Origin of the sequence: Knoellia sp. p5-6-4, from assembly GCF_029222705.1 — a bacterium.
GTDB lineage: Bacteria > Actinomycetota > Actinomycetes > Actinomycetales > Dermatophilaceae > Pedococcus_A.
The window spans coordinates 801441-825484 of the sequence record NZ_JARGZF010000001.1; the positions used below are offsets into that span (position 1 = coordinate 801441).

Here is a 24044-nt window from a genome sequence, read left to right on the forward strand (position 1 = left end):
GGGCCCTGCTCGGCATTCCCTGACGGCGCAGCCGGCCAGGGCACTCGATGGCGCGCTCTGGTTGCGCTCCGGTCACAGTCAGCGGGTATGCCGCGTGGCCGGCTCGCGTCCGCGGCACCCTGTGGGCGTGCGGGGGGTTCGCTGGTCGGTCGGTGCCGTGGGGGCGGGTGTTGCGCTCCTGCTGGCGGCGTGCACGCCACCGGGCTGCGACTTCGACCCCTGCCCGCCGGGCAAGGGGTGGGTGAGCGCCGTCGACGACAGCGGTGCCGAGCGCTGGCGCACCGAGCTGGTCGATCGCTCCGAGACCGCTCCCCTGGTCACCGGAGACCACGTCGTCGTCACCGGCTGCCGGGCCGTGCACGTGCTCGACGCAGCCACCGGGCGCGTCGTGCTCAGCACCGAGGAGGTCGCCGATGCCGTCGGGGTCGCGGGCGGGATGGTCTGGGGCCGGGACGCGGGCGACGAGGACGGCCCCGGCCGGGGCGTGCGGGGCGTGCCGCTCTCCGGCACCGGCGGTCAGGGCATCACCCACGCGGGCGGCCGCGACGGTGAGACGGGAGACTTCGGGCGCACCTTCACGGTCTCGGGCGACCGCCTGGTCGGGACCCACGGTGACGTCCTGTCGGTCCACCCCGCCAACGGCGGCCCGGACCGGTGGGTGCAGCTCCCGGTGCGGCCGTCGCAGCGGGTCGTCATGGTGGGAGACCGGCTGGCGGTGGCCGCGTCCAGCGACGGGTCGGTCGTCGGCGTCGACCTCGAGCCGATGCGGCTGGCCTGGCGGGTGGTGCCCGACCAGGTGAGCCGGCGCTTCGCCCTGCGCGTCGAGGCGCACGGGACGACCGTGCTGGTCTCGGTGCTCGCCGACTCGAGCGCCGCTCGCCTGACGGAGGTCTTCGCCGTGGCCGCGGAAGACGGCGCGGTGCTCTGGCGGCGGGTCGGGTGGGCGCTCGCCACGGCCGACCCGGCCGTGAGCGTGGTGACCTCGCCGACCGCCGTGGCAGCCGTCGACACCGCCACCGGCCGCGAGCGCTGGAGCCGTCGGGCGGCTGCCGGCTACACGACCGGCTACCGCGACGTGGACCTCGACACCGAGCAGCCGCACGCCGGTCTGGCCGGTGACACGGTCGCCCTGCCCGGGCGGGACCTGAGGGCCCGCGACGTCGTGCTCGGCGTGGACGCCAGGACAGGACGTGAGCGGTGGCGGCTCGAGGTCGGACAGGAGCAGGCGGTGGGTCTCGACCGCGCTGTCGGCATCAACCCGGCGGAGGGCGACCTGCCCGCCACGCAGGGCCAGAGGTGGCTGCTGGCCCTCGACGCGCTCAGTGGTGACCGACTGTGGCAGCACCAACTGCGGGCAGAGCCGCGCGGCGAGGCGAGACCTGACCAGCACCTCGCTGCCGACCCGGCTCGTGCGCAGACGGTCGTGGCCGACCTGCCCGGGGTCCCCCGGGGCGGCTGCTACTGAGGCGCCACGCTCGCGGCTCGAGCCGCGGGCAGGAAGACCCGCACCGTGGTGCCCTCCCCCTCGGACGAGGCGACGAACATCTGGCCGCCGTGGCCCTCGACGATGGTGCGCACGATGGCCAGGCCCAGCCCGGTGCCCGGGATCGCCTGGGCCGTGGCGTTGCTCGCACGGAAGAACCGGCTGCCGAGGCGCTCGAGGTCGTCGTGCGGGATGCCGATCCCCGTGTCGGTGACCGAGATGGCGATGCGGTCGCCGCTGCTCTCGGCACTGATCCGCACCTGTCCGCCGGCCGGGGTGAACTTGACCGCGTTGGAGCCGAGGTTGATCAGCGCGCGCTCGAAATGGGTGCGGTCGACGTGGACGCACAGGTCCGCGTCCGGCGGGTCCACCACGAGCTCGAGGTCCCCGTTCGCGGCGGCCGGACGCAGCACCTCGACGACGTCGTGGACGATGTCGGCGAGCGCCACGTCTTCGGGCTTGGCGTGCAGACCCGACGTCTCGATCTTGTTGAGCACCAACAGGTCCTCGATGAGTCCGCGCAGCCGAGCGGTGTTCCGGCCGATGACGCCGAGCGCGCCGAGCTGGGGCTCGGTGAGCCGGCCGTAGTCACCGTCCTCGAGCAGCTCGAGGTAGCCGCTGATCGACGTCAGGGGCGTGCGCAGCTCGTGGCTGACCGTGGCCATGAAGTCGGTCTTCTGCCGGTCGAGCGCGGTGAGCCGGGTGACCTGCTCGTCCTGCATCTGCACCAGCCGCGCGGAGACGATGCCCTGGGCGATGTAGGACACGCACTGCTGCACGCCCTGGATCTCGTAGCGGCGCCAGCGCCGCGGCAGCTCGACGGTCATGAGCGCGAGCACGCCGAGGCCTCGCTCGCCGACGCCGACGGGGACCATGAGCAGGGCGCGGGCGCCGGTGGCCCGGTGGTAGGCCGCGACCCGCTGCTCGTCCCGCACCGCGGGGTCGAGCATGTCCGGGAGGCGGAAGACCGTGGCCTCACGACGCAGCTCGTCGTTGACCGCGGCCACCTGTCCCATGAGCGAGGGCGGCAGCGGGGGCAGCGGCGGCAGGTCGTCACGGTGCCACTGTGCGCTGCCCTCGACGGCCCCGCCGTCGTCGACGGTGTAGAGGAGCACCCGGTCGAGGGACAGGCCCGTGCCGAGCGAGGCACACACGAGCTCGAGTGCCTCGGCGATCTGGTCGACCGAGCGCACCCGGCGGGCCACGTCGAGGGTGAGCTGGTGGATGAGCAGCATCTGTGCCTGCTCCTCCTGGAGCAGCTGCCGGCTGCGGACGAGCTCGTTGTAGTCGGCGGCCAGCGCCCGGATCTCCGACGACCCCGTGTGCTCGTCGGCGCGGACCACCCGGTCGCCGTCGCGCTGGCGCCGGACCACGGCCCGCAGGTGCACCAGCGGCTCCACCATCGACGCGGTGACGAGGCGGCCCCCGAAGAACACGATGAGCAGCGCGAGGAGGCCGCCGACCACCGCGACGGCGGCGACCACCCACACCGACGCACGCGAGAGGGTGCGCGCCACCTGGCGGTCCTCGTCCAGGGCGCTCGCCAGGGTCTGGTTGGCCTCGTCGAACTCGGCGAAGTTCTCCAGCGCTGGTGTCTCCGCGGCCTGGCGGGCCGCCGCGGACCCCCCGCTCGCGGGCTCGGCCGCGCCCGCTGCCGCGAACCACGCCCGCACAGCTCCGCGCTCGCGGTCGAGCAGCACGGCATACCGGGCCTGGTCGTCGTCACTGATCTCGTCACGGTCGAGGTCGTGGCGCACGGCCCGCAGCAGCGCGTCGACCTGCGCCTCCCTGGCGCCCCAGTCTGCGGCCTCGCCGCCGGTGGCACCGTCCATGGCCGCGTGCCACGCGGCCTGGGCCTGCGTCATCGCCAGCAGGGCCTCGCTGTTGTGCTGGTATGCCGGGCCGAGGGCGAGGGTGAGCTGGCGGACGTTGCGCTGCTCGCCGCGGGCGACCACGAGCGCGGTGGCGACCACGGCGGGGATGAGCACCAGCAGCACCAGGACGAGCACCCGGACCTGCGTCGCCGCGGACACCTGGACGACCTGGCGCAGCCGCTGCCTCACGAGGTCTCCTCGTTGAAGCCCGTGCGCGTCATGACGCCCCACACCTGCTTCTTGCCGCGCAGGCTCGCCCACCAGCCCTCGAGGCGCCACCAGACGGTCAGCTGGCGGAAGCCGACGTTCTCGAGCACCGAGGCCACGAGCGCGATGCCGAGGTCCCGCCAGCGCTCGTGGCGGTGGAAGGCCCATTCCTCCAGCGTCATCGCCGCCAGCGTCACGAAGGACGCGTAGCCGTAGGCCAGGGCGAGGAAGAGCAGCGCGAACGGCACGTTGATCACGTCGAGAGCCAGGGCGATCGGCACGACGACGATCCCGTAGAGCTCGAGCAGCGGGGCGACGAGCTCGAAGAGCCAGTAGTACGGCAGTGCCACCAGGCCGACGCGGCCGTAGCGCGGCCGGAGCAGCATGCCGCGGTACTGCCAGAGGGTCTCCCAGAGCCCCCGCTGCCAGCGTCGGCGCTGGTTGCGCAGCACCCGGAACGTCGACGGCACCTCCGTCCACGACACCGGCTCGGGCACGAACTCGACCCGGTAGTCGACGTCGGCGTCGCGCATGAGCTTGTGCATGCGCAGCACGAGCTCGAAGTCCTCGCCGATGCTGTCGGGGTCGAGCCCACCGGCCTCGACGAACGTGTCTCGCCGGTAGAGCCCGAAGGCGCCGCTGATGAGGATGAGCCCGCCGAAGCGCGACCACCCGGCGCGCCCGACGAGGAAGGCACGGAGGTACTCCACCACCTGGATCCGCGGCATCCACGGCTTCGGCATGGCGACCGACACGATCCTCCCGGCGACCACCCGGCAGCCGTTGACGGGCCGGATCGTCCCTCCGGTGGCGATGACGCGGGTGGGGTCGTCGGCGAAGGGCTTGGCCACCCGCAGCAGCGCGTCGGGCTCGAGGATCGAGTCGGCGTCGATCATCGCGACCAGCGGCTCGGTGGCCGCGTTGACGCCGACGTTGCTGGCCTCCGAGCGCCCGGAGTTCTCCTTGCGCACGACGATGAGGCGGGTGCGGCCGTCACGCGGCACGTACTGACCGAGCACCCTCGCCCGCACCGGGATGTCCTGCGGCACGTCGCGCGGCAGCTCGACGAGGTCGAAGGCCTCCTCCAGGCGGGCGAACGTCGCGTCGGTGCTGCCGTCGTCGACGACGACGACCTCGTGCCCGGGGTAGCGCAGGGACAGCAGCGCCTTGACCGAGGTGACGATGCCCGCCTCCTCGTTGTGCGCCGGCACGACCACCGAGACACCCGGCGTGAGCTCACCGCCGAGGGCGTCGACCACGGTCTTGCGGCTGCGCACGTGCGACCGGAAGCCCAGCGCCCCCAACAGGATCAGCACCAGGTAGGAGGTGTTGATGAGCACGAAGTAGGCCAGCACCGGCACCGCGGTGACGTCCATCAGCCAGACCACGGCACCGCGCAGCGGCTCCAGCAGCTCCCTCACCGCAGCACCCCCTGCAGGGCCGCCACGCTGAGCGCGCTCTGCACCGACCGCTCGTCGGCGGCGGCGTCGAGCGCTGCGCGACCCGGCTCGCCCAGCTGCACCAGCGAGGTCGCGGCGATCTCCGCCAGCCGTGGGTCGGCGTCGCGCAGCAGCGCCGCGAGGGTGGGCACTGCTGCGGGCTCGCCGAGGCTGCCGAGCGCGGCCGCGCACCGGCGGCGCAGCGCCTGCGGGTGCTCGACCTGGGTGTGCCGGGCCAGCGCCGCGACGTCGTCGGCGCGACCGATGCTCCCCAGGGCCCTGGCGGCGTAGGAGCGGACCGCGAGGTCGGGGTCGGCGGCGAGCAGCCGGCGCAGCACGGGCAGCGGCCGGGTGAAGCTGGCTGCGCCGCAGAGGTGGGCGGCGACCGCGCGGGTGCGCGCGTCAGGGTCGTCGAGCGCGTCGGCCAACGCACCGGAGATGCCGACGCCCATGCCCAGCAGCGCGTCCGCGGCCAGTCCCGCCGGCAGTCCCGCGCCGGGTGCGCCGACGGCCTCGAGCAGCGGTGCAGCCGCGCGCGCGTCACCGATCAGCCCCAGGGCATAGGCGGCGCTCGCCCGCACCTCGGGAGCCCTGTCGGCGAGCGACTCGACCAACGGGTCGACGGCATCCGGCACGCGGCTCACCCCCAGCAGCTGGGCCGCCCGGGCGCGGCGGACCGGTGAACGGTGGCGCAGGTCGGCCAGCGCGTGGGCCAGGGCCCCCTGGCGGTCGAGCACCTCCACGAGCTGCTCGGCGGGCAGGCCGCGGACCTTGCCCAGCAGCCCGGTCACCGCCTCGACGAGGGCCGCGACGGACCGCCCCGAGGCGCCGGCGAGCAGGCTGCGGCTGCGTCCGTCGGCATCCTCCCCCGCGGAGAGCGCGATGAGGTGGGGGCGCAGCGGCGCGAGGAGGACCGCCTGCCGGCGGGCCCGCCCCTCACGGCCGACCTTCGTCAGCACCAGGGTGGCCGCCAGCGCGGCACAGCACAGCAGGACGGCAGCGGTGGCGAGGAGGGTGACCGGGGCGCCGGTCACGCCCATGCCCGGGCCAGCATGGTGTTGACCCGGTGCAGCAGCTCGCGCGGGCTGAAGGGCTTGATGACGTAGTCGTCGGCGCCGATCGCGAAACCGGTGTCGACGTCGCTGTCGCGCGACTTGGCGCTCAGCATCAGCACCGGCACCCGCGGGTGGTCGCTCTCGCGGATCTTGCGGAGCACGTCGAAGCCGGACAGGCCCGGCATCATCACGTCGAGCACCGCCAGGTGGGGCGGCTCGGACTCGAACGCCTCCCACGCGGCAAGGCCGTCGGCAACGGCCCGAACCGCATACCCCGCCTGGGAGAGCTTGAACTCGACGAGCTCGCGGATGTCGGCGTCGTCGTCGGCGACGAGTACTCGGCACCCCTCACGTGTGGACACTGCCGTTACCTCTCGTTACTGCGTGGTTGCGTCGAGGCAAAAGTAGTCCAGTCTTCACCGATTATCCCGCTTTGCGGGCGTTTCACGGCGGGGGCGCGGCCTCCGGATGCCCCCGCCGCCGCTCGCGCCGCCTGCGCCACCCCGTCAGCAGCACCAGCCCTCCCGCGACCGCCGCCGGCACGCCGACGACCACGGGGAGCACGCCGCCGCTGTTGACGTCGATGTGCTCGCCGACGGTGAGTCGCACCGGCGCGCTCACCGCCACCCCCGTGCCCTCCGGCTGGCTCACCGTCACCCACAGCAGCAGGGGCCCGCTGTCGACGGCCTGCACCTGCCACACGGGAGCGGTGGTCGCGCCGGGGGCGAGCTCGTCGAGGAACACCGTGCGCGCCGTGCACCAGTCCTCCGGGTCGACGTAGCGCGCGGGGTCGGTGCCGACGACGTCGATGTGGGCGATCAGGCCGCGCAGGGGCGTGGGGCCGTCGTTCTCGATGGTGGAGACCAGCTCGAAGCCCTGCCCCACGCCGACCGCGACGTCCTGGCGGTCGAGGGTGACGGTGACCGGCGGTGGTACGCCGGCAGCGGTCGCGACCGCGCCCGCAGCACGCGGCGGCGTTGCGCTCGACGGCGTTGCACCCAGGGCAGCGCCGACAAGGAGGGCGCCGGTGACGAGGGCGAGGACCCCGAGCCCACGGGCCAGCACGGCCCGCCCCCGGTTCACGACCGCCCCCGCGGCACCAGCGTCAGCCGGCCGGCGGCGAGGAGGGCCAGCGCGGGCAGCGCGACCGCCGCCACCACCAGGGGCGTCAGCAGCCCCAGGTCCTGGCCGATCGGGTGCCCCTGGAGCACCATCTGGTCGAGGTAGGGGAAACCCTGCGTGAACGGGTCCAGGCGCTGCACCGCCTCCCCCGCCCAGCCACGCAGCGAGGCCGCCGGCATCATCGCCGGGGCGTGCAGGGCCAGCAGCAGGAAGAGCGCCAGCCCCAGGCTCGTGCGCTGCGAGCCGGCCCACAGGCTGAGGAGCAGCCCGAGGCCGCCGAGGAAGAGCGCCATCAGCGTGCCGACGAGCAGGCTGGCGAGCAGCACCTCGCCGAGCCGGCTGACCCCGCGTCCGAGGATCCACAGGTAGGGAAGCGCGAAGAGGTATGCCGCGGCCCACAGCGTGAGCGCGGAGAGCCCCTTGCCCGCGACCAGCGACCGGCGGGGCACCGGCGTCAGCAGCAGGCTCTCGAGGGTGCCCCGCTCGCGCTCGCCGCTGACCGCGTCGGCGCACCACAGGACGACGAGCAGGCCGCCCACCGTCAGCACCACCCGCACGACCAGCGCCAGAGCCTCCCGCTGCTCCAGGAACGTCAGGGCCTCGTTGGTCGCGGCGAGGTAGGTCGTGACGCTCAGCAGCAGGGTGTAGGCGAGCATCAGCAGCAGCCCACGGCCGGTCAGCCAGTTGTCGCGGATCTCCCGCCAGGCCACGACACCGGCAGCCCTGACACCGGCGGCCCTCATGGCTGGTCCTCGGTGAGGGCGAGGAAGGCCTCGCCGAGCCGGCCGCCGCCCGCGCTGGCCGCATCGATGCCGTTGGCCCGCAACACCTCCAGGGCCCGGTCGAGGTCGTCGACAGGCACCTCGAGGGCGCCCCGCTCCGGCTGGCCCGCCGCTCGGCTCACCGTCTCGGCCACCGTGCCGTCGGAGACGACCCGCCCGCGGTTGAGGATGACCACGCGGTGGCAGACCTGCTCGACCTCGGCGAGGAGGTGCGAGCTGAGCACCACGGTGACGCCGCGCTCCCCGGCGACCCGCGTCACGAGCGCCAGCACCTGCCGCTGGCCGGCCGGGTCGAGGCCGAGCGTCGGCTCGTCGAGGAAGACGACCTCGGGGTCGTTGACCAGGGCCCGGGCGATCCCGAGCCGCTGGCGCATGCCCCGGCTCATCGACCGGATGGGCGTGGAGCCCTGCGCGGCCAGGCCCACCTCCCCGAGCAGCCGCCGGGCCGCAGCCACCGCGTCCGGTCGCCGCAGGCCGAAGAGCTGGCCGTGGTAGACCAGCCACTCCTCGCCGGTCTGCGACCCCGGGTAACCCGCGCTCTCCGGCAGGACGCCCACCCGCCGGCGGATCCCCGACGGGTCGGTATGCGGGACGTCGGCGACGGAGAAGCTGCCCGCGTCGGGGGCCAGCACGGTGCTGAGCATGCGGATCGCCGTGGTCTTGCCGGCACCGTTGGGCCCGAGGAAGCCCACCACGGTCCCGCGCTCCACGGCGAGGGTCAGCGACTCGACGGCCACCGTGGCCCCATAGCTCTTGCGCAGCCCGCTCGCGACGATCGCGTCCATGGGTGCCTCCCCCGGGGGACAGCCGGTGCCCGGCCCCCAGCGGGGCAAGGTCCCCTCGTTCGCAGTATAGGAACGCCGCCGCACGGCCGAGGCCTGAATCAGCGCCCCGGGGCATGCCGCCGACGACGGCAGCCCGCCACCGCCGAGGCGGTGACGGGCTGCCGTCAGAGGAGAGCGCGCAGGCGGGTCCTAGTGGTCCCGCTCCTCGCCGTCGAGCCTGATCGAGGACGTCTGCTGCACCTGCATGAGGAACTCGATGTTGCTCTTGGTCTTCTTGAGCCGGTCGATGAGGAGCTCGATGCCCTGCTGCTGGTCGAGCGCGGCGAGCACCCGGCGCAGCTTCCACATGATCTTCAGCTCCTCGCCGGAGAGGAGGATCTCCTCACGGCGGGTGCCCGAGGCGTTGATGTCGACGGCCGGGAAGATCCGGCGGTTCGCCAGGCCGCGGTCGAGCTTGAGCTCCATGTTCCCGGTGCCCTTGAACTCCTCGAAGATGACCTCGTCCATGCGGGACCCGGTCTCGACCAGCGCGGTGGCGAGGATGGTGAGCGAGCCGCCGTCCTCGATGTTGCGGGCCGCGCCGAAGAACTTCTTCGGCGGGTACAGCGCCGCGCTGTCGACGCCACCGGAGAGGATCCGGCCGCTCGGGGGCGCCGAGAGGTTGTAGGCCCGTCCCAGCTTGGTGATCGAGTCGAGCAGCACGACGACGTCGTGGCCCATCTCGACCAGCCGCTTGGCCCGCTCGATGGCCAGCTCGGCGACCGTGGTGTGGTCGTCGGCGGGGCGGTCGAAGGTCGAGGCGATGACCTCACCCTTGACCGCGCGCTGCATGTCGGTCACCTCCTCGGGGCGCTCGTCCACGAGGACGACCATGAGGTGGCACTCCGGGTTGTTCGTCGTGATCGCGTTGGCCAGGGCCTGCATGACCATCGTCTTGCCGGCCTTGGCCGGGGCGACGATCAGGCCGCGCTGGCCCTTGCCGATCGGCGCAACGAGGTCGATGATCCGCGTGGTCAGCTGCGTCGGGTCGGTCTCGAGGCGCAGCCGCTGCTGCGGGTAGAGCGGGGTCAGCTTGCCGAACTCCACGCGCTTCTTGGCGTCCTCCGGGCTCATCCCGTTGACGGTGTCGAGGCGCACCAGCGCGTTGAACTTCTGGCGCGAGTTCTGCTGCTGCTCCTCGGTCTGCGCCTTGACGGCACCGGTGACGGCGTCACCCTTGCGCAGGCCGTTCTTCTTCACGAGGCCGAGCGGCACGTAGACGTCGTTCGGGCCGGGCAGGTAGCCGGAGGTGCGCACGAAGGCATAGTTCTCGAGCACGTCGAGGATGCCGGCGACCGGCACGAGGACGTCGTCCTCGGCCAGCATGGGCTCGTTGTCGTACTCCCGCTCACCGCCGCGGCGCTTGTCGCGACCCCGGCTGCGGCTGCGGCTGCGGCGGCGGCCGCGGCCGTCGCCCTCGTCCTCGCCACCGCGGTCGTCGCGCACCTGGCGGTCGCCGCGCTCGTCGCGCACCTGGCGGTCACCGCGGTCGTCACGGGCCTGGCGGTCACCGCGCTCGTCGCGCACCTGGCGGTCGCCACGGTCGTCACGGGCCTGGCGGTCGCCACGGTCGTCACTTGCCTGCCGGTCACCGCGGTCGCCACGGTCGTCGCGCTCGCGGCGGCCCTGGCGGGTCTGCTCGCCCTGCTCGGCCTGGCCGCGCTCGGCGCGGGACTCGCGCTCCTGCCGCGGGGGGCGCTCGTCGCGCTGCGCGGGGGCCTGCTGGTCGCCGGCCTGCTGGTCGCCGGCCTGCTCGCGGACGGCCCGGCGCTCGCGACGCTCGGCGCGGCCCTGGCCCTCCGGACGGTCCTGTCCCTCCGGGCGCTCCTGGCCCGCAGCGCCGTCGGTGCGCTCAGGGCGCTCAGGGCGCTCGGCGCGCTCGACGCGCGGGGCGGCGGCCTCGGTCTTGTCGACCGCCGGCGCGGCGCCGGACTGGCGGGCCTTGATGGCGGTGATGAGGTCACCCTTGCGCATCTTGGCGGTGCCCGTGATCCCCATGCTGGAGGCCAGGCCCTGGAGCTCGGCCAGGCGCATGGCGCTCAGGGCGCCGGATCGGCGGGGCTTCTCGCTGCCGCCCTGCGGTGCGGCGTCGAGAGTGGTGGTGTCTGTCACGAAGGATCCTTCCCCCTCGTATGCGGTCCGGGATCAGACACCCGAACCGGGGCGTGGGCCAGAACGGCCGAATGGGAGCCACGCGAGGACACGACGAGCCAAGGGCAACGATCGTGTTGCCTTCGCGTGGAGAGTGCACGTGTCGCTGGAGGCGGAGGAAGTCTGCCATCCGCTGCGTGCGCCTTCAATGTAACACTCCGCAGGAGCGGACCGTGACAGGCCTCCCCCGAACGTCGCTCAGGGTGTGACCTGACGGACGATGACGCCCTCCTCGGGCACGCCGGGGGCCAGGGCCTGCCAGGGCTGGGCCGCGTGGGCCAGCACCGCGTCGGCGGTGGCCCTGGTCGCGAGCACCAGCACCGACGGCCCGGCACCGGAGATGACGGCGGCGTGCCCCTCGCGGCGCAGCCGGTCGACGAGCTCCATCGAGTGGGGGTACGACGGCCGGCGCGCCTCCTGGTGCAGACGCTCCTGGGTGGCCGACAGCAGGTGCCCGGGCTCGTGCCGCATGGCGTGCACGAGCAGCGCTGCGCGAGCCGAGTTGTATGCCGCGTCGGCCAGCCGGACGTGCGACGGCAGCACCGAGCGGGCCCGGGCCGTGGAGAGCGTCTCGGAGGGGACGAAGACGACCGGCACGACGTCGGGGTGCAGCGGCACCCTGACGGTGGTGGTGGCGGCCTTCGACGACTCCCCCGGGTCGTCGCTCCACGAGAGCGTCATGCCGCCGTAGACGCTGGCCGAGGCGTTGTCGGGGTGGCCCTCCACCATGCTGGCGATGTCGTTGGTGAAGGCCAGGTCGAACGGTCGGTCGTCGCCCCGCGAGAAGTGGCAGAGGCCTTGTGCCGCAGCGATGCCCGTGACGATGGCGGTGGCCGACGAACCCAGGCCGCGGCCGTGGGGCACGGCGTTGCGACAGCGCAGGTGCAGGCCGGGCGGCACCTCCACGGCGTCGGCGGGGTCGAGGTGGTCCCAGGCGGTGAGCATCGAGCGGTAGACCAGGTGCCGCTCGTCGAGGGGCACCTCACCGGCGCCCTGGCCCTCGACCTCGATGACCAGGCCCGGCTCGTCGGTGACGGTGGCGGTGCACTCGTCCCACAGGCCGAGCGCGAGCCCGATGGAGTCGAACCCCGGTCCGAGATTCGCGCTGCTGGCCGGGACGCGCACGTGCACCGAGGTGCCGGGTGCCAGCCGGTGCGCCGCGCGCTCGGCCATCAGCCGTCCAGCCCGAGCGCCTGCGCTGCCGAGTAGGCGTCGACGGGGACCCGCGTCGGCGTGACGTCCGAGCCGTCGGCGCCCTTGAGCGCCCACTGCGGGTCCTTGAGGCCGTGGCCGGTCACGGTGCAGACGACGGTCGCCCCCGCCGGCACCTGCCCGGCGTCGTGGGCCATGAGCAGCCCCGCCACGCTGGCGGCCGAGGCGGGCTCGACGAAGATGCCCTCGCGGGAGGAGAGCAGCCGGTGGGCGGCGAGGATCTGCTCGTCGGTGACGGCCTCGATGCGCCCGCCGGACTCGTCACGCGCCTGCTCCGCCTGCCTCCACGAGGCCGGGTTGCCGATCCGGATCGCGGTCGCGATGGTCTCGGGGTGGTCGACGGGGTGGCCGAGCACGATGGGCGCGGCGCCCGCGGCCTGGAACCCCCACATCTGCGGGAGCCGGGACGCCACCCCGTCGGGAACGCCCTCGATCCCGTGCCCCGCGGCATACTCGCGGTAGCCCCGCCAGTAGGCCGTGATGTTGCCGGCGTTGCCGACCGGGAGGCAGTGGATGTCCGGGGCGTCGCCGAGCGCGTCGACGACCTCGAAGGAGGCCGTCTTCTGGCCCTCGATGCGCGCAGGGTTCACCGAGTTGACGAGCTCGACCGGGTAGGCCTCGGCGAGCTTGCGGGCCAGCGTGAGGCAGTCGTCGAAGTTGCCGTCGACCTGCAACAGCGTGGCCCCGTGGGCAATCGCCTGGCTGAGCTTGCCCATGGCGATCTTGCCCTCGGGCACGAGCACGCCGCAGGCCATGCCGGCCTTGGTGGCGTAGGCCGCCGCGGACGCCGAGGTGTTGCCGGTGGAGGCGCAGATGACGGCCTTGGCGCCGTGCTTGGCGGCCATCGAGATCGCGGTCGTCATGCCGCGGTCCTTGAACGAGCCGGTCGGGTTGAGCCCCTCGTACTTCACGAAGACCTGCGCGCCGGTGAGCTCGGAGAGGTGCTCGGCCGGGATGAGCGGGGTGCCGCCCTCCTGGAGGGTCACGACGGGCGCACCCTCGAGCATCGGCAGCCGCTCGGCATACTCGCGCATCACGCCTCGCCACAGGTGGGCCATCAGGCGCCCTCCACCCGCATCACCGAGGTGACCTCGTCGACGGCCGGCAGGCTCGCGAGCGCGTCGACGGTGGCCGACAGCGCCGAGTCGGGCGCGGTGTGGGTGACGACGATGAGGTTGGCGCGGGCCTTGCCGGTCTCGTCGTCGGTGAACACCTGCTGGCGCACCGTCTCGATCGAGACGCCGTGCTCGGCGAAGGCCAGCGCCACCTGGGCGAGCACGCCCGGGCGGTCGGCCACGTCGAGGCTGATGTGGTAGCGGGTCAGGGCCGACCCGATGGGCAGCACCGGCAGGTCGGCGTACGCCGACTCCCCCGGCCCCTTGGCGCCGCCGACGCGGTGCCGGGCCACGGCCACCACGTCGCCGAGCACCGCGCTGGCCGTGGGGTCTCCCCCGGCGCCCTTTCCGTAGAACATGAGCTCCCCGGCCGCGGCGGCCTCGACGAAGACGGCGTTGTAGGCGTCGCGGACCGAGCCGAGCGGGTGGCTGCGCGGGATCATCGCCGGGTAGACCCGCACGCTGATGCCGAGGTCGCGGCCCTCCTCGTCGCGGGTGCGCTCGCAGATGGCGAGCAGCTTGACCACGCAGTCCATCTCCTTGGCGGCCTGCACGTCGGCGGCGCTCACCTCGGTGATGCCCTCGCGGTGGACGTCCTGGCTCGAGACCCGGGTGTGGAAGGCGAGGCTGGCGAGGATGGCGGCCTTGGCTGCGGCGTCGAACCCCTCGACGTCGGCGGTGGGGTCGGCCTCGGCGTAACCGAGCGCCTGCGCCTGCTCGACGGCCTCGGCGAAGCCCTGCCCGGTGGTGTCCATCTTGTCGAGCACGTAGTTGGTGGTGCCGTTGACGATGCCGAGCACCTTGCGCACCTCGTCACCGGCCAGCGACTCGCGGATCGGCCGCAGGATCGGGATCGCCCCGGCGACCGCGGCCTCGTAGTAGAGGTCGACACCGAAGCGGTCGGCCGCGGCATACAGGTTGGGGCCGTCCTCGGCGAGGAGCGCCTTGTTGGCGCTCACGACGGACGCGCCGTTCTCCATCGCCTTGAGGATGAGGCTGCGGGCGGGCTCGATGCCGCCGATCACCTCGATGACGATGTCGGCCTTGGTGACCAGGGAGTCGGCGTCGGTGGTGAACAGCGTGGGGTCGACCGGCAGGTCCGAGCGGTCGCGGCCGGCGCGGCGCACGGCGATGCCGACGAGCTCGAGGGGGCGGCCGACGCGGGCGGTGAGGTCGTCGGCGTGCTCGGTGAGCATGCGGGCCACCGAGGACCCGACCACGCCGCACCCGAGCAGGGCCACCTTGAGGGGCTCCCCCGCCTGCTTGCTGCCGACTTCGCTCACCATCTGCTCCTTGTGCCCGGTAGGGCTTCGTAGGACCCTGCCATCGTGCCGGTGACCACTACGTGGACGCTCATTGTTCCGGCATCCGGACCGTGCGGACGTGGATTCTCCTTACGGGACGTCCAGCGCGAGGAGGTCGTCCACCGTCTCCCGGCGCACGATCACCCGTGCCTCCCCTCCGCGCACGGCGATGACGGGCGGCCGCGGCACGTGGTTGTACTGGCTCGACAGGCTGCGGCAGTAGGCACCGGTGCCCGGGACGGCGATGAGGTCGCCGGAGGTGATGTCGTCGGGCAGGTACTCGTCCATCACGACGATGTCGCCGCTCTCGCAGTGCTTGCCCACCACGCGCGAGAGCCGCGGCCCGGCCTCGGAGCGGCGGCTCGCCAGGGTGCAGGAGTAGTCGGCGTCGTAGAGCGCGGTGCGGATGTTGTCGCTCATCCCGCCGTCGACCGAGACGTAGGTGCGCTTGGCGCCGTGGCCGAGGTCGACGTCCTTGACGGTGCCCACCTCGTAGAGCGTGAAGGTGCTCGGCCCGACGATCGCCCGGCCCGGCTCGATGGAGATGCGCGGCACGGGGAAGCCGTCGCCGTCGGCGCTGCCGTCGCCGTGGGCGCTGCCGTCGCCGTTCCTGCCACCGAGGGCCTTGAACTCGCGGCGCACGAGGTCGGCCATCTGCTCGCCGAGCTCCTGGGCCGTCAGCGGGGTGTGCTCGGAGGTGTAGGCGATGCCGTAGCCGCCGCCGAGGTCCATCTCGGGCATGTGCAGGCCGTGCTCCCGCGCCACCTGCGCGTGCAGGGCGATGAGCCGGCGGGCGGAGACCTCGAAGCCGGAGGTGTCGAAGATCTGGCTGCCGATGTGCGAGTGCAGGCCGAGCAGGTCGAGCACGTCGGCGCGCTCGACGATGCGCTCGATCGCCTCGGCCGCGCGGCCGCCCGCGAGGGAGAACCCGAACTTCTGGTCCTCGTGGGCCGTGGCGATGAACTCGTGGGTGTGCGCCTCGACGCCGACGGTGACGCGGATCATCACGGGGGCCCGCACGCCGAGCTCCGTTGCGACAGCGGCGATCCGGTCGATCTCCTCGAAGGAGTCGACGATGATCCGCCCCACGCCGTACTCCAGCGCCTGCTGTATCTCGGTGAGGCTCTTGTTGTTGCCGTGCATGCCGATCCGCTCGGCGGGGAAGCCGGCGCGCTGGGCGACCGCGAGCTCGCCGCCCGAGGCGACGTCGAGGCAGAGCCCCTCCTCGGCCACCCAGCGGGCGACCGCCGTGCAGAGGAACGCCTTGCCCGCGTAGTAGACGTCGACGCCGCCGCACACCGGCTCGAACGGCCCTGCGAACCCGTCGCGGAAGGCCCGCGCCCGGGCGCGGAAGTCCTCCTCGTCGACGACGTATGCCGCGGTGCCGTACTGCTGCGCGAGCGTCACCACGTCGACGCCGCCGACCTCGAGGCGTCCGGTGCCGTCGCGCCGGACGGTCTGCGGCCAGAGCTGCGGGAGCAGCTCCATGACGTCGGTGGGCCAGGGCAGCCAGTGCGGCGGCCCTCCGTAGCCCTCGGCGTGGAGGGCGCCTGCCTCGTGCGCGCGCATCTCGGCTCCTCAGGTCTGGGTCGGTGTGCCGGGCTGGCTGGGGCCTGTCGTTACATCCGCTCTGGCGCCGAGACCCCAAGCAGGTCAAGGCCGTTCGCGAGCACCTGACGGGTGGCGTCGTTGAGCCACAGCCGCGTGCGGTGCAGGTCGGTGACCTCCTCGTCGCGGTTCATCGGGCGCACCCGGCAGGTGTCGTACCACTTGTGGAAGCGGCCGGCGAGGTCCTCGAGGTAGCGCGCGACGCGGTGAGGCTCGCGCAGCTTGGCCGCCTGGGCCACGACGCGCGGGAAGTCGCCGAGGACCGCCAGCAGCGCCGCCTCGGTGGGGTCGGTGAGCAGCGAGGGGTCGAACCCGTCCTCGCGGCGCACGCCGTCCTCCTCCGCCAGGCGGTGCACGTTCGAGGTGCGGGCGTGGGCGTACTGCACGTAGAAGACAGGGTTCTCGTTGGTCTGCTTGCGCAGCTCCTCGCCCTCCATCGACAGCGGGCTGTCGGCCGGGTAGCGGGCCAGGGAGTAGCGGATGGCGTCGGTGCCGATCCAGCTGATGAGGTCGCGCAGCTCGATGATGTTGCCCGCGCGCTTGGAGAGCTTGGCGCCGTTGAGGTCGACCAGCTGCCCGATGCGGACCTCGATGTTGTGCTCTTTGTCGTCGCCGGCGCAGGCCGCAATGGCCTTGAGCCGGTTGATGTAGCCGTGGTGGTCGGCGCCGAGCAGGTAGATCTTCTGGTCGAAGCCGCGGTCCTTCTTGCTCAGGTAGTAGGCGGCGTCGGCGGCGAAGTAGGTGGGCTCGCCGTTGGCGCGGATCAGCACCCGGTCCTTGTCGTCGCCGAAGTCGGTGGTGCGCAGCCAGACCGCGCCGTCGAGGTCGAAGACGTGGCCCTGCTCGCGGAGCCGGTCGACGGCCTGCTCGACCGCGCCCTCCTGGTGGAGCTTCTTCTCCGAGAACCAGACGTCGAAGTCGACGCCGAAGTCCGCGAGCGTCGCCTTGATGTCGGCGAGCTGGGCCTCGTAGGCGAGGTCGCGTGCCAGGGGCAGCGCCTCGTCCTCGGGCAGCGTCACCAGGTCGGGGCGCTTCTCCAGCGCGACCTTGGCCAGGTCGTCGATGTAGGCACCCGGGTAGCCGCCCTCCGGGGTCGGCTCGCCCTTGGCCCGGGCCAGGACGCTGCGGCCGAAGTTGTCCATCTGCGCGCCGGCGTCGTTGATGTAGTACTCGGCGGCGATGTCCGCGCCGGAAGCCTTGAGCAGCCGGTGCATGGCGTCGCCGAGCGCGGCCCAGCGGGTGTGCCCGAGGTGCAGCGGTCCGGTCGGGTTGGCGGAGATGAACTCCAGGTTGATGACCTCGCCCTTGGCAGCCTCGTTGTGGCCGTAGGTCGCCCCCGCCTCGACGATGCTGCGGGCCAGCTCGCCGGCCGCGGCCGCGTCGAGGGTGACGTTGAGGAAGCCGGGGCCTGCCACGTCGACGGCCTTGACGCCCGCCACCTGCCCGAGGCGCTCGGCGACCGCGGTCGCGAGCTGGCGCGGCGGCATACCGGCGCTCTTGGCCAGCTGGAGCGCGATGTTGGTCGACCAGTCCCCGTGCTCGCGGCTCTTCGGTCGCTCCACCCGCACCTCGGCCGGCACGGCGGCGGAGAAGTCCCCGGCGTCGACGGCGTCGGCCAGGACGGTGCGGATGGCGATCGAGAGTTCTTCGGGGGTCACCCGCGCAAGTCTAGGGCGCGGGCGCGTGCTGCCTGCCCTCGGCCATGAAGCCGTCGACGAGCTCGACCAGGTAGTCGGGGTCGAAGGGCTTGGGCACGAACGCGTCGAGGCCGGCAGCCTTGGCCTGCACCCGGTCGTGGTACTGGACCGACGCCGTGACCATGAGCACCGGGACGTGGTCGAACCGGCGGTCGGCGCGGATCTGGCTGATCGCCCACCACCCGTCGCGCGGCTCCATCTGCGCGTCGAGGATGACCAGGCCCGGCAGCTCGGCGTCCTCGTTCCACAGGCGGGTCAGCAGCTGCTCGCCGTCGCAGACCTCCTCCACGGTGTAACCGTCGAGCTCGAGGTTCATCCGGATCAACCGCCGAATGGGCTCGGTGTCATCACACACGAGCACCAGGCCCCCTCCGCGTTCCATGTTTCCCACCCTAGGCTGCTAATGTCCTCCGGGCGCAGGTTGCTGCGCCCGAGTTGGCCCCCGTAGCTCAGGGGATAGAGCACCGCCCTCCGGAGGCGGGAGCGCAGGTTCGAATCCTGCCGGGGGCACTTTCCGTGCCATGGCCCTCCGGGGCCCGCCATCCCTTCCCGCGTCGACACGCTGGGAAACGGCCCTTCGCCGCGCCCCCAAGGGCGATTTCCCAGCGCGTCGTCGTCCACCTGTGGACGACCGCGCAGTCGCTTCGCTCCTCGCGGACAGGCTGGCGGTATGCCGCGTGTGCCGCTCCCCGACGAGCTCACCCCTCGCGCGTTCACCACGTCCGAGGCCCTCGGGCTCGAGGTCGGCACCAAGCGGCTGCGCGGCAGCGACCTGAGCCGGCCGTTCCACGGAGTGCGCGCCGCAGCCGCACCAGAGGACGCCGTCACGCTGGCTCGTGCGGCGCGACTGGTCCTGTCCGACGACGTCACCTTCTCGCACTGCACCTCGGCGGCGATCCACGGCCTGCCCCTGCCCTCGGTCCGCGAGCACCTCGAACCCGTGCACGTCATGCGCAAGACCGGGAGGCACCGCACCCTCCGCGCCGAGTGCATCCCCCACCGCGGCCTCGAGACGAGGGAGACCGAGACCGTCAAGGGTCTGCCCGTCGTGGGCATGGCCGACACCTGGTGCGACCTCGGCCCGTTGCTCGGCCACGACGACCTCGTGGTGCTCGGTGACCAGGTGGCGAGGCTGCTGGGCTCCGTCGAGCCCCTGCGCGCCGCCCTGGCCACCCGGGTGCGCCCGCGCGGCGGGGTTCGACTGCGGGAGGCGCTGCGCTGGATCCGCCTCGGGTCGGCCTCCCCGACGGAGACGCGCACCCGCCTGTTGTTCGTGCGGGCCGGGCTGCCCGAGCCGGAGCTCAACACCAAGGTCGTGCACCGAGACGGCGAGTTCCTCTGCTGGGCCGACTTCTACTGGCGCGAGCAGAGGGTCATCGGTGAGTACCAGGGGGCCGACCACTTCGGCAGCTTCGAGCGAGGCGATGACGACATCTCGCGACGGCTGCTGGCCGAGGACTCCGAGCACAAGTACATCGAGGTGACGAAGAAGGACTTCTTCAACGCCGGTCGCAGACACGCGATGCTGACCCGGTTCGCCCACTTCCTCGGCGTCGACACGCTGGCATTTCGCCCTTCGCAGTCGATCGAAGGGCCGTTTCCCAGCGTGTCGACGGTATGCCGGGGGCGGCGGTGAGGAGGGTCAGCGCTGGGAGGCGTCGGTGACCTCGCCCACGAGCTCCTCGAGCACGTCCTCGAGGAAGACCACCCCGAGGTCGCGGCCCTCGTCGTCGACGACCCGGGCCAGGTGGGCACCGGTCAGCTGCATGGTGGCCAGCACCTCCTCGACCTCGTCGGCGGGACGCACCGTCGCGAGCTTGCGCACCCGCTTCACCGGCACGGGCAGGTGGCGCTCGACCTCGTCGGCATACAGCACGTCCTTGAGGTGCAGGTAGCCGGTGAGGGCCCCGGCGGCGTCGACCATGGGGTAGCGCGAGAAGCCCTTCTTGGCGACCAGCCGCTCGACGTCGTCGGGCGTCGCGGTCAGGGGCAGGGTGACCAGCGAGTCGAGCGGCACCGCCACGTCGATGGCGTCCTTGTCGCTGAACTCCAGCGCCGCGCCGACGAGCCCGTGCTGCTCCGCCTCGATGAGGCCCTCACGGCGAGACTCGGTGACGATGTGGTGCACCTCCTCGGCGGTGAAGGCCGAGGTCACCTCGTCCTTGGGCTCGACCCGCATCAGCCGCACGATCGCCTTGGAGGCGCGGTCCATGACCCAGATGACCGGCCCGAGCACCTTGGTGACGTAGAGCAGCACCGGCACCAGCAGCATCGCCGACCGCTCGGGCCCGGCGATGGCGATGTTCTTGGGGATCATCTCGCCGATGACCACGTGCAGGTAGACGACGACCAGCAGGGCCAGCGCGAGCGAGACGCCGTCGGTGAAGGCGGGCGGCACGCCGATCCGCTCCATCACCGGCTCGAGCGCGTGGTGCAGCGCAGCCTCTGAGATGGCGCCGAGCAGCACCGAGCACACCGTGATGCCGAGCTGGGCGCACGCCAGCAGCACGCCCATGCGCTCCATGGCGTCGATGCAGATCTGGGCGCGACGGCTACCCTGCTCGGCCAGCGGCTCCAGCTGCGAGCGCCGGGCGGCCATCGCCGCGAACTCGGCGCCGACGAAGAAGGCGTTGGCCAGCAGCAGCAGGATGGTGACCCAGACCGCCGCGCTCATCGGGAGCCCCCCTCGGAGCGGACGCCACCGTCGGACCGGCCGCCACCGTCGGACCGGCCTCCAGCCTCGGACCCGTCAGCCGCGTCGGGCTCGCCCATCGGCGTGAACCGCAGCCGGTCGACCCGCATCCCGTCCATCGCGACGACGCTGACCTCCCAGCCGGGCATGGAGACGGAGTCGCCCACGACGGGCACCCGCCCGAGCTCGGCCATCACCCACCCGCCCGTGGTCTCGTACGCCGGCCCCTCGGGCACGGGGGCGCCGAGCCTCTCGAGCACCTCGTCGGGGCGCCACAGGCCGGGCACCGTCCAGGACCCGTCGGTCATCTCGCGGCCGGTGGTGCGGAAGCGGTCGTGCTCGTCGCTCACCTCGCCGACGATCTCCTCGACGACGTCCTCGAGGGTGACCACGCCGGCGGTCCCGCCGTACTCGTCGACCACGATGGCCAGCTGCAGGCCGGACTCGCGCAGCAGGAGCAGCAGCGGGTCGAGCCGGATCGTCTCGGGCACCAGCAGCGGGGGCACCATGAGCGCCGAGACCGGCACGTCGGCCCGGCGGTCGTGCGGCACGGCGATCGCGCGCTTGACGTGCACGATGCCGTCGATGTCGTCCCAGTCCTCCCCCACCACGGGGAAGCGGGAGTGCCCGGTGCGACGGGCCAGGCCCAGCACGTCCTCGGCGGTCGCGGTCCGCTCGATGGCGGTGGCCCGGGCGCGGGGGCTCATGACGTCGGCCGCGGTCTGCTCGCCGAACCCGAGCGAGCGGGTCACCAGCCGGGCCGTGCCGACGTCGAGGGTGCCGGCCGCGGCCGAGGTGCGCACCAGCGAGGCCAGCTCCTGCGGGCTGCGGGCCGCCGAGAGCTCCTCCTGCGGCTCGATGCCGATCCGCCGCAGGAACCAGTTCGCCGAGCCGTTCAGGACCGAGATCAGGGGCTTGGCCGCGATCGTGAAGATGCGCACGGGCATCGCCACCACCCGGGCGGTGGCCAGCGGCACCGAGATGCCGAGCACCTTGGGCACCATCTCGCCGACGATCATCGAGAAGAGCGTCGCGATGACCATGGCGAGCACGGCCGCCACCGAGTCGACCGCCGAGCCCTCGAGCCCGAGGGCCGTCAGCGGGCCCTGCAGCAGGGCGCCGATCGAGGGGTTGGCGATGAAGCCCAGCACCAGCGTGGTCAGCGTGATGCCCACCTGGCAGGCCGACAGCTGCGTGGACAGGCTGCGCAGCGAGGCCAGCACCGAGGGGGCCCGGCGGTCACCGGCGTCGACGGCCCGCTGCACGGTGGGGCGGTCCAGCGCCACGAGGGAGAACTCCGCCGCGACGAAGATCGCGGTGCCGACGGTCAGTGCGACGCCGGCAAGGACGAGTAACCACTCGGTCATAGTGCGGCCATCCTAGGGGCGGCAGGCGTGGCCGCCGCGCCGACGCCCGCCCAGGCCCCGACCCCGCCGTCCACCAGGCCCCGACCCCCGCCGTCGACACGCTGGGAAACCGCCCTTCGCCGAGACCGGAAGGACCGTTTCCCAGCGTGTCGACGGGGTCAGGGCGGGTATGCCGCGTGGCCGGCTGCCGCCCGGCGGCGCGCCGGGGCAAACCCCGTTGACCCCCACGTGGGGTCAGTTGGGAGGATGTGGCTCATGAGACTTCAGCCGGGGGCAGCATGAAGACCGCTCCGACCAGCCCGTCCACACCAGCCACGCCGACGCCGGCGAGCCAGCAGGGCGCCCGCATCGAGGTGCACGACCTGACCAAGCGCTTCGGCGACTTCACCGCCGTCGACAACCTGTCGTTCTCGGTCGAGCCCGGCCGCATCACGGGGTTCCTCGGGCCCAACGGCGCGGGCAAGACCACGACGCTGCGCATGCTGCTCGGCCTCATCAAGCCGACCGCGGGCACCGCGACCATCGACGGCCGCCGCTACCACGACATCGAGGTGCCGATGCGCATGGTCGGCTCGGCGCTCGAGGCGACCAACTTCCACCCCGGCCGCACCGGACGCGACCACCTCATGGTGCTGGCCGACACCGCCGGCGTGGGCGCCGCGCGCGTCGACGAGATGCTCGAGCTGGTCGGCATCCCGGCGGCCGCCCGCAAGCGTGCCGGCGGCTACTCCATGGGCATGCGCCAGCGCCTCGGCCTGGCCGCCGCGATGCTCGGCGACCCGCAGGTGCTGATCCTCGACGAGCCGGCCAACGGCCTCGACCCCGAGGGCATCCGCTGGCTGCGCGGCTTCCTGCGCCACCTCGCCGGCCAGGGGAAGACGATCCTCATCTCGAGCCACATGCTCCAGGAGGTGGAGCAGACGGTCGACGACGTCGTCATCATCACCAACGGCAAGCTCGTCAGCCAGGGCGCGATGACCGACCTGCACGGCGAGCCGCGTGCCCTGGTGCGCACCTCCGACTCTGCCGCGCTGGCCGGGGCCCTGCGGGTCGCCGACGTCACCAGCACCGAGGACGGCACGGGCGCCCTGGTCGCCGACACCGGCGACCTGCGGCTCATCGGTGACGTCGCCCTCAGGGCGGGGCTGCCGGTCTACGAGCTGCACGGCATACAGAACGACCTCGAGCAGCTGTTCTTCGCGCTCACCGAGAACACCAACCGCAACCTCGGCCGGCCTGCGCCGACCGAGCGCGACGCCATCGCGGCGCAGGAAGGGGCGAACGGATGACCGCCGCCATCAGGGCCGAGTTCCGCAAGTTCTTCACCACCCGCCTGTGGTGGGGCATGGCCATCGCGATCTTCGTGTCGGGCATCCTCTTCGCGCTGCTCTTCGGCTTCCTGCTCACCGGCGAGGAGGCCACCGGCGGCGCCGGACCGGGCGGCATGCCCACCGGCACCGACGAGCAGATCGTCAGCTCCGTCTACACCGGCGGCCTCGGCGTCGGCTACCTGCTGACCCTGACCATCGGCGTGCTGCAGATCGGCAGCGAGTACCGGCACAAGACCATCACCGGCACCTTCCTCGGCGTCCCCAAGCGGGGCCGGGTCATGCTCGCCAAGGTCATCGCCCTGCTCGGGCTCGGTGCGCTCTACGGCCTGCTCTCGCTCGCCGGGTCGGTCATCACCGGCGCGATCGTGCTCAACGCGCGCGGCTTCGACCCCTTCCCGAGCAGCGACATCATCCGCACCCTGGCCCTGGGCCTGCTGGTGCTGGGCCTGTGGGGCCTGATCGGCCTGGGCGCCGGCATCCTCATCCCCAACCAGGTGGCGGCCCTGCTCATCGCGGTCGGCGTGGCGTGGATCGTCGAGCCGCTCATCGGGTTCGCGCTCACCTTCTGGGACTGGGGCGCTGAGAACATCGCCAAGTTCCTGCCCAGCTCGGCCACCAACGCGATGATCAACGCGGTGCAGAACAGCCCTGACGAGGTGCGCCTCGAGTGGTGGGGCGGCGCCCTGGTGCTGGCGCTGTATGCCGCGGTGCTGGCCGGGGTGGGCAGCTGGCGGACCGTGCGGGCCGACATCAGCTAGAGGCGTCCCGCCAGGGGCCCCAA

General features: G+C 72.8%; 20 protein-coding genes and 1 tRNA gene. 5 read left to right on the top strand and 16 right to left on the bottom strand.

The window, feature by feature from the left end; translation table 11 throughout:
- The first annotated feature begins 127 nt into the window (after positions 1-127).
- Positions 128-1465, top strand: coding sequence for a PQQ-binding-like beta-propeller repeat protein (locus P2F65_RS03835; RefSeq protein ID WP_275804339.1), 1338 nt, complete (start codon positions 128-130; stop codon positions 1463-1465).
- Here the strand turns inward: P2F65_RS03835 and P2F65_RS03840 are convergent.
- From P2F65_RS03840 to P2F65_RS03905, 14 genes are all read right to left on the bottom strand, one after another.
- Positions 1459-3546 carry an ATP-binding protein gene (locus tag P2F65_RS03840; RefSeq protein WP_275804341.1) on the bottom strand — a complete coding sequence of 696 codons (2088 nt, stop codon included), beginning with the start codon at positions 3544-3546 and terminating at the stop codon, positions 1459-1461. The two genes, P2F65_RS03835 and P2F65_RS03840, sit on opposite strands and share 7 nt — an antisense overlap.
- Entirely contained in the window at positions 3543-4985 is a 1443-nt protein-coding gene (locus P2F65_RS03845) for a glycosyltransferase family 2 protein (RefSeq protein ID WP_275804343.1), read from the bottom strand. Before P2F65_RS03845 ends, P2F65_RS03840 begins: the two co-directional genes overlap by 4 nt.
- The gene (locus P2F65_RS03850; RefSeq protein ID WP_275804345.1) at positions 4982-6043 is read right to left on the bottom strand and encodes a HEAT repeat domain-containing protein; all 1062 of its coding nucleotides are present in this window, start codon (positions 6041-6043) and stop codon (positions 4982-4984) included. Before P2F65_RS03850 ends, P2F65_RS03845 begins: the two co-directional genes overlap by 4 nt.
- Positions 6034-6420, bottom strand: a complete 387-nt coding sequence (locus P2F65_RS03855; RefSeq protein ID WP_275804346.1) for a response regulator — start codon at positions 6418-6420, stop codon at positions 6034-6036. The genes P2F65_RS03850 and P2F65_RS03855 overlap by 10 nt, the downstream gene beginning before the upstream one ends.
- 82 nt (positions 6421-6502) lie before the next feature.
- On the bottom strand, positions 6503-7141 hold the full coding sequence (locus P2F65_RS03860) for a hypothetical protein (protein ID WP_275804348.1): 639 nt from the start codon (positions 7139-7141) through the stop codon (positions 6503-6505).
- Positions 7138-7923 carry an ABC transporter permease subunit gene (locus P2F65_RS03865; RefSeq protein WP_275804350.1) on the bottom strand — a complete coding sequence of 262 codons (786 nt, stop codon included), beginning with the start codon at positions 7921-7923 and terminating at the stop codon, positions 7138-7140. Before P2F65_RS03865 ends, P2F65_RS03860 begins: the two co-directional genes overlap by 4 nt.
- The gene (locus tag P2F65_RS03870; RefSeq protein ID WP_275804352.1) at positions 7920-8747 is read right to left on the bottom strand and encodes an ABC transporter ATP-binding protein; all 828 of its coding nucleotides are present in this window, start codon (positions 8745-8747) and stop codon (positions 7920-7922) included. Before P2F65_RS03870 ends, P2F65_RS03865 begins: the two co-directional genes overlap by 4 nt.
- Before the next feature lie 189 nt (positions 8748-8936).
- Positions 8937-10820 carry a transcription termination factor Rho gene (rho, locus tag P2F65_RS03875; protein WP_275807267.1) on the bottom strand — a complete coding sequence of 628 codons (1884 nt, stop codon included), beginning with the start codon at positions 10818-10820 and terminating at the stop codon, positions 8937-8939.
- A gap of 315 nt (positions 10821-11135) precedes the next feature.
- Entirely contained in the window at positions 11136-12110 is a 975-nt protein-coding gene (gene thrB / locus P2F65_RS03880) for a homoserine kinase (protein WP_275804354.1), read from the bottom strand.
- Positions 12110-13207, bottom strand: a complete 1098-nt coding sequence (gene thrC / locus P2F65_RS03885) for a threonine synthase (protein ID WP_275804356.1) — start codon at positions 13205-13207, stop codon at positions 12110-12112. The genes thrB and thrC overlap by 1 nt, the downstream gene beginning before the upstream one ends.
- The gene (locus P2F65_RS03890) at positions 13207-14547 is read right to left on the bottom strand and encodes a homoserine dehydrogenase (RefSeq protein WP_275804358.1); all 1341 of its coding nucleotides are present in this window, start codon (positions 14545-14547) and stop codon (positions 13207-13209) included. Before P2F65_RS03890 ends, thrC begins: the two co-directional genes overlap by 1 nt.
- A gap of 111 nt (positions 14548-14658) precedes the next feature.
- The gene (locus tag P2F65_RS03895) at positions 14659-16137 is read right to left on the bottom strand and encodes a diaminopimelate decarboxylase (protein WP_275804360.1); all 1479 of its coding nucleotides are present in this window, start codon (positions 16135-16137) and stop codon (positions 14659-14661) included.
- Between the two features lie 50 nt (positions 16138-16187).
- Positions 16188-17834: an arginine--tRNA ligase gene (gene argS / locus P2F65_RS03900; RefSeq protein ID WP_275804362.1), complete on the bottom strand. Its 1647-nt coding sequence runs from the start codon at positions 17832-17834 to the stop codon at positions 16188-16190.
- Between the two features lie 10 nt (positions 17835-17844).
- Complete coding sequence (locus tag P2F65_RS03905) at positions 17845-18255, bottom strand: response regulator (protein ID WP_275804364.1); 411 nt, start codon at positions 18253-18255, stop codon at positions 17845-17847.
- 56 nt (positions 18256-18311) lie between these two features.
- Between P2F65_RS03905 and P2F65_RS03910 the strand changes: the two genes are divergently transcribed.
- Both P2F65_RS03910 and P2F65_RS03915 read left to right on the top strand, forming a co-directional pair.
- Positions 18312-18383: transfer RNA gene (locus tag P2F65_RS03910), tRNA-Arg, on the top strand.
- Positions 18384-18543: 160 nt separating this feature from the next.
- On the top strand, positions 18544-19509 hold the full coding sequence (locus P2F65_RS03915; RefSeq protein ID WP_275804366.1) for a hypothetical protein: 966 nt from the start codon (positions 18544-18546) through the stop codon (positions 19507-19509).
- A gap of 6 nt (positions 19510-19515) precedes the next feature.
- Here P2F65_RS03915 and P2F65_RS03920 read toward each other — a convergent pair whose 3' ends face one another.
- Together P2F65_RS03920 and P2F65_RS03925 are read right to left on the bottom strand one after the other, a co-directional pair.
- Positions 19516-20547 carry a hemolysin family protein gene (locus P2F65_RS03920; protein WP_275804368.1) on the bottom strand — a complete coding sequence of 344 codons (1032 nt, stop codon included), beginning with the start codon at positions 20545-20547 and terminating at the stop codon, positions 19516-19518.
- Entirely contained in the window at positions 20544-21932 is a 1389-nt protein-coding gene (locus tag P2F65_RS03925) for a hemolysin family protein (protein ID WP_275804369.1), read from the bottom strand. Before P2F65_RS03925 ends, P2F65_RS03920 begins: the two co-directional genes overlap by 4 nt.
- 278 nt (positions 21933-22210) lie before the next feature.
- Here P2F65_RS03925 and P2F65_RS03930 point away from each other — a divergent pair, with 278 nt between their 5' ends.
- Both P2F65_RS03930 and P2F65_RS03935 read left to right on the top strand, forming a co-directional pair.
- Positions 22211-23221 (top strand): ABC transporter ATP-binding protein, encoded by a 1011-nt coding sequence (locus P2F65_RS03930; RefSeq protein ID WP_275804371.1) that lies wholly within the window; start codon positions 22211-22213, stop codon positions 23219-23221.
- On the top strand, positions 23218-24021 hold the full coding sequence (locus P2F65_RS03935; RefSeq protein WP_275804373.1) for an ABC transporter permease: 804 nt from the start codon (positions 23218-23220) through the stop codon (positions 24019-24021). Before P2F65_RS03930 ends, P2F65_RS03935 begins: the two co-directional genes overlap by 4 nt.
- Positions 24022-24044: the final 23 nt, after the last annotated feature.

Coding starts and splice junctions, on each gene's coding strand:
- P2F65_RS03895 (WP_275804360.1), bottom strand. CDS start 16,137: ATGCGCGCGCACGAGGCAGGCGCCCTCCACGCCGAGGGCTACGGAGGG.
- P2F65_RS03915 (WP_275804366.1), top strand. CDS start 18,544: ATGCCGCGTGTGCCGCTCCCCGACGAGCTCACCCCTCGCGCGTTCACC.
- thrC (WP_275804356.1), bottom strand. CDS start 13,207: ATGGCCCACCTGTGGCGAGGCGTGATGCGCGAGTATGCCGAGCGGCTG.
- P2F65_RS03920 (WP_275804368.1), bottom strand. CDS start 20,547: ATGAGCGCGGCGGTCTGGGTCACCATCCTGCTGCTGCTGGCCAACGCC.
- P2F65_RS03935 (WP_275804373.1), top strand. CDS start 23,218: ATGACCGCCGCCATCAGGGCCGAGTTCCGCAAGTTCTTCACCACCCGC.
- P2F65_RS03905 (WP_275804364.1), bottom strand. CDS start 18,255: ATGGAACGCGGAGGGGGCCTGGTGCTCGTGTGTGATGACACCGAGCCC.
- P2F65_RS03865 (WP_275804350.1), bottom strand. CDS start 7,923: ATGAGGGCCGCCGGTGTCAGGGCTGCCGGTGTCGTGGCCTGGCGGGAG.
- P2F65_RS03850 (WP_275804345.1), bottom strand. CDS start 6,043: ATGGGCGTGACCGGCGCCCCGGTCACCCTCCTCGCCACCGCTGCCGTC.
- P2F65_RS03870 (WP_275804352.1), bottom strand. CDS start 8,747: ATGGACGCGATCGTCGCGAGCGGGCTGCGCAAGAGCTATGGGGCCACG.
- P2F65_RS03930 (WP_275804371.1), top strand. CDS start 22,211: ATGAAGACCGCTCCGACCAGCCCGTCCACACCAGCCACGCCGACGCCG.
- thrB (WP_275804354.1), bottom strand. CDS start 12,110: ATGGCCGAGCGCGCGGCGCACCGGCTGGCACCCGGCACCTCGGTGCAC.
- P2F65_RS03925 (WP_275804369.1), bottom strand. CDS start 21,932: ATGACCGAGTGGTTACTCGTCCTTGCCGGCGTCGCACTGACCGTCGGC.
- rho (WP_275807267.1), bottom strand. CDS start 10,820: ATGCGCCTGGCCGAGCTCCAGGGCCTGGCCTCCAGCATGGGGATCACG.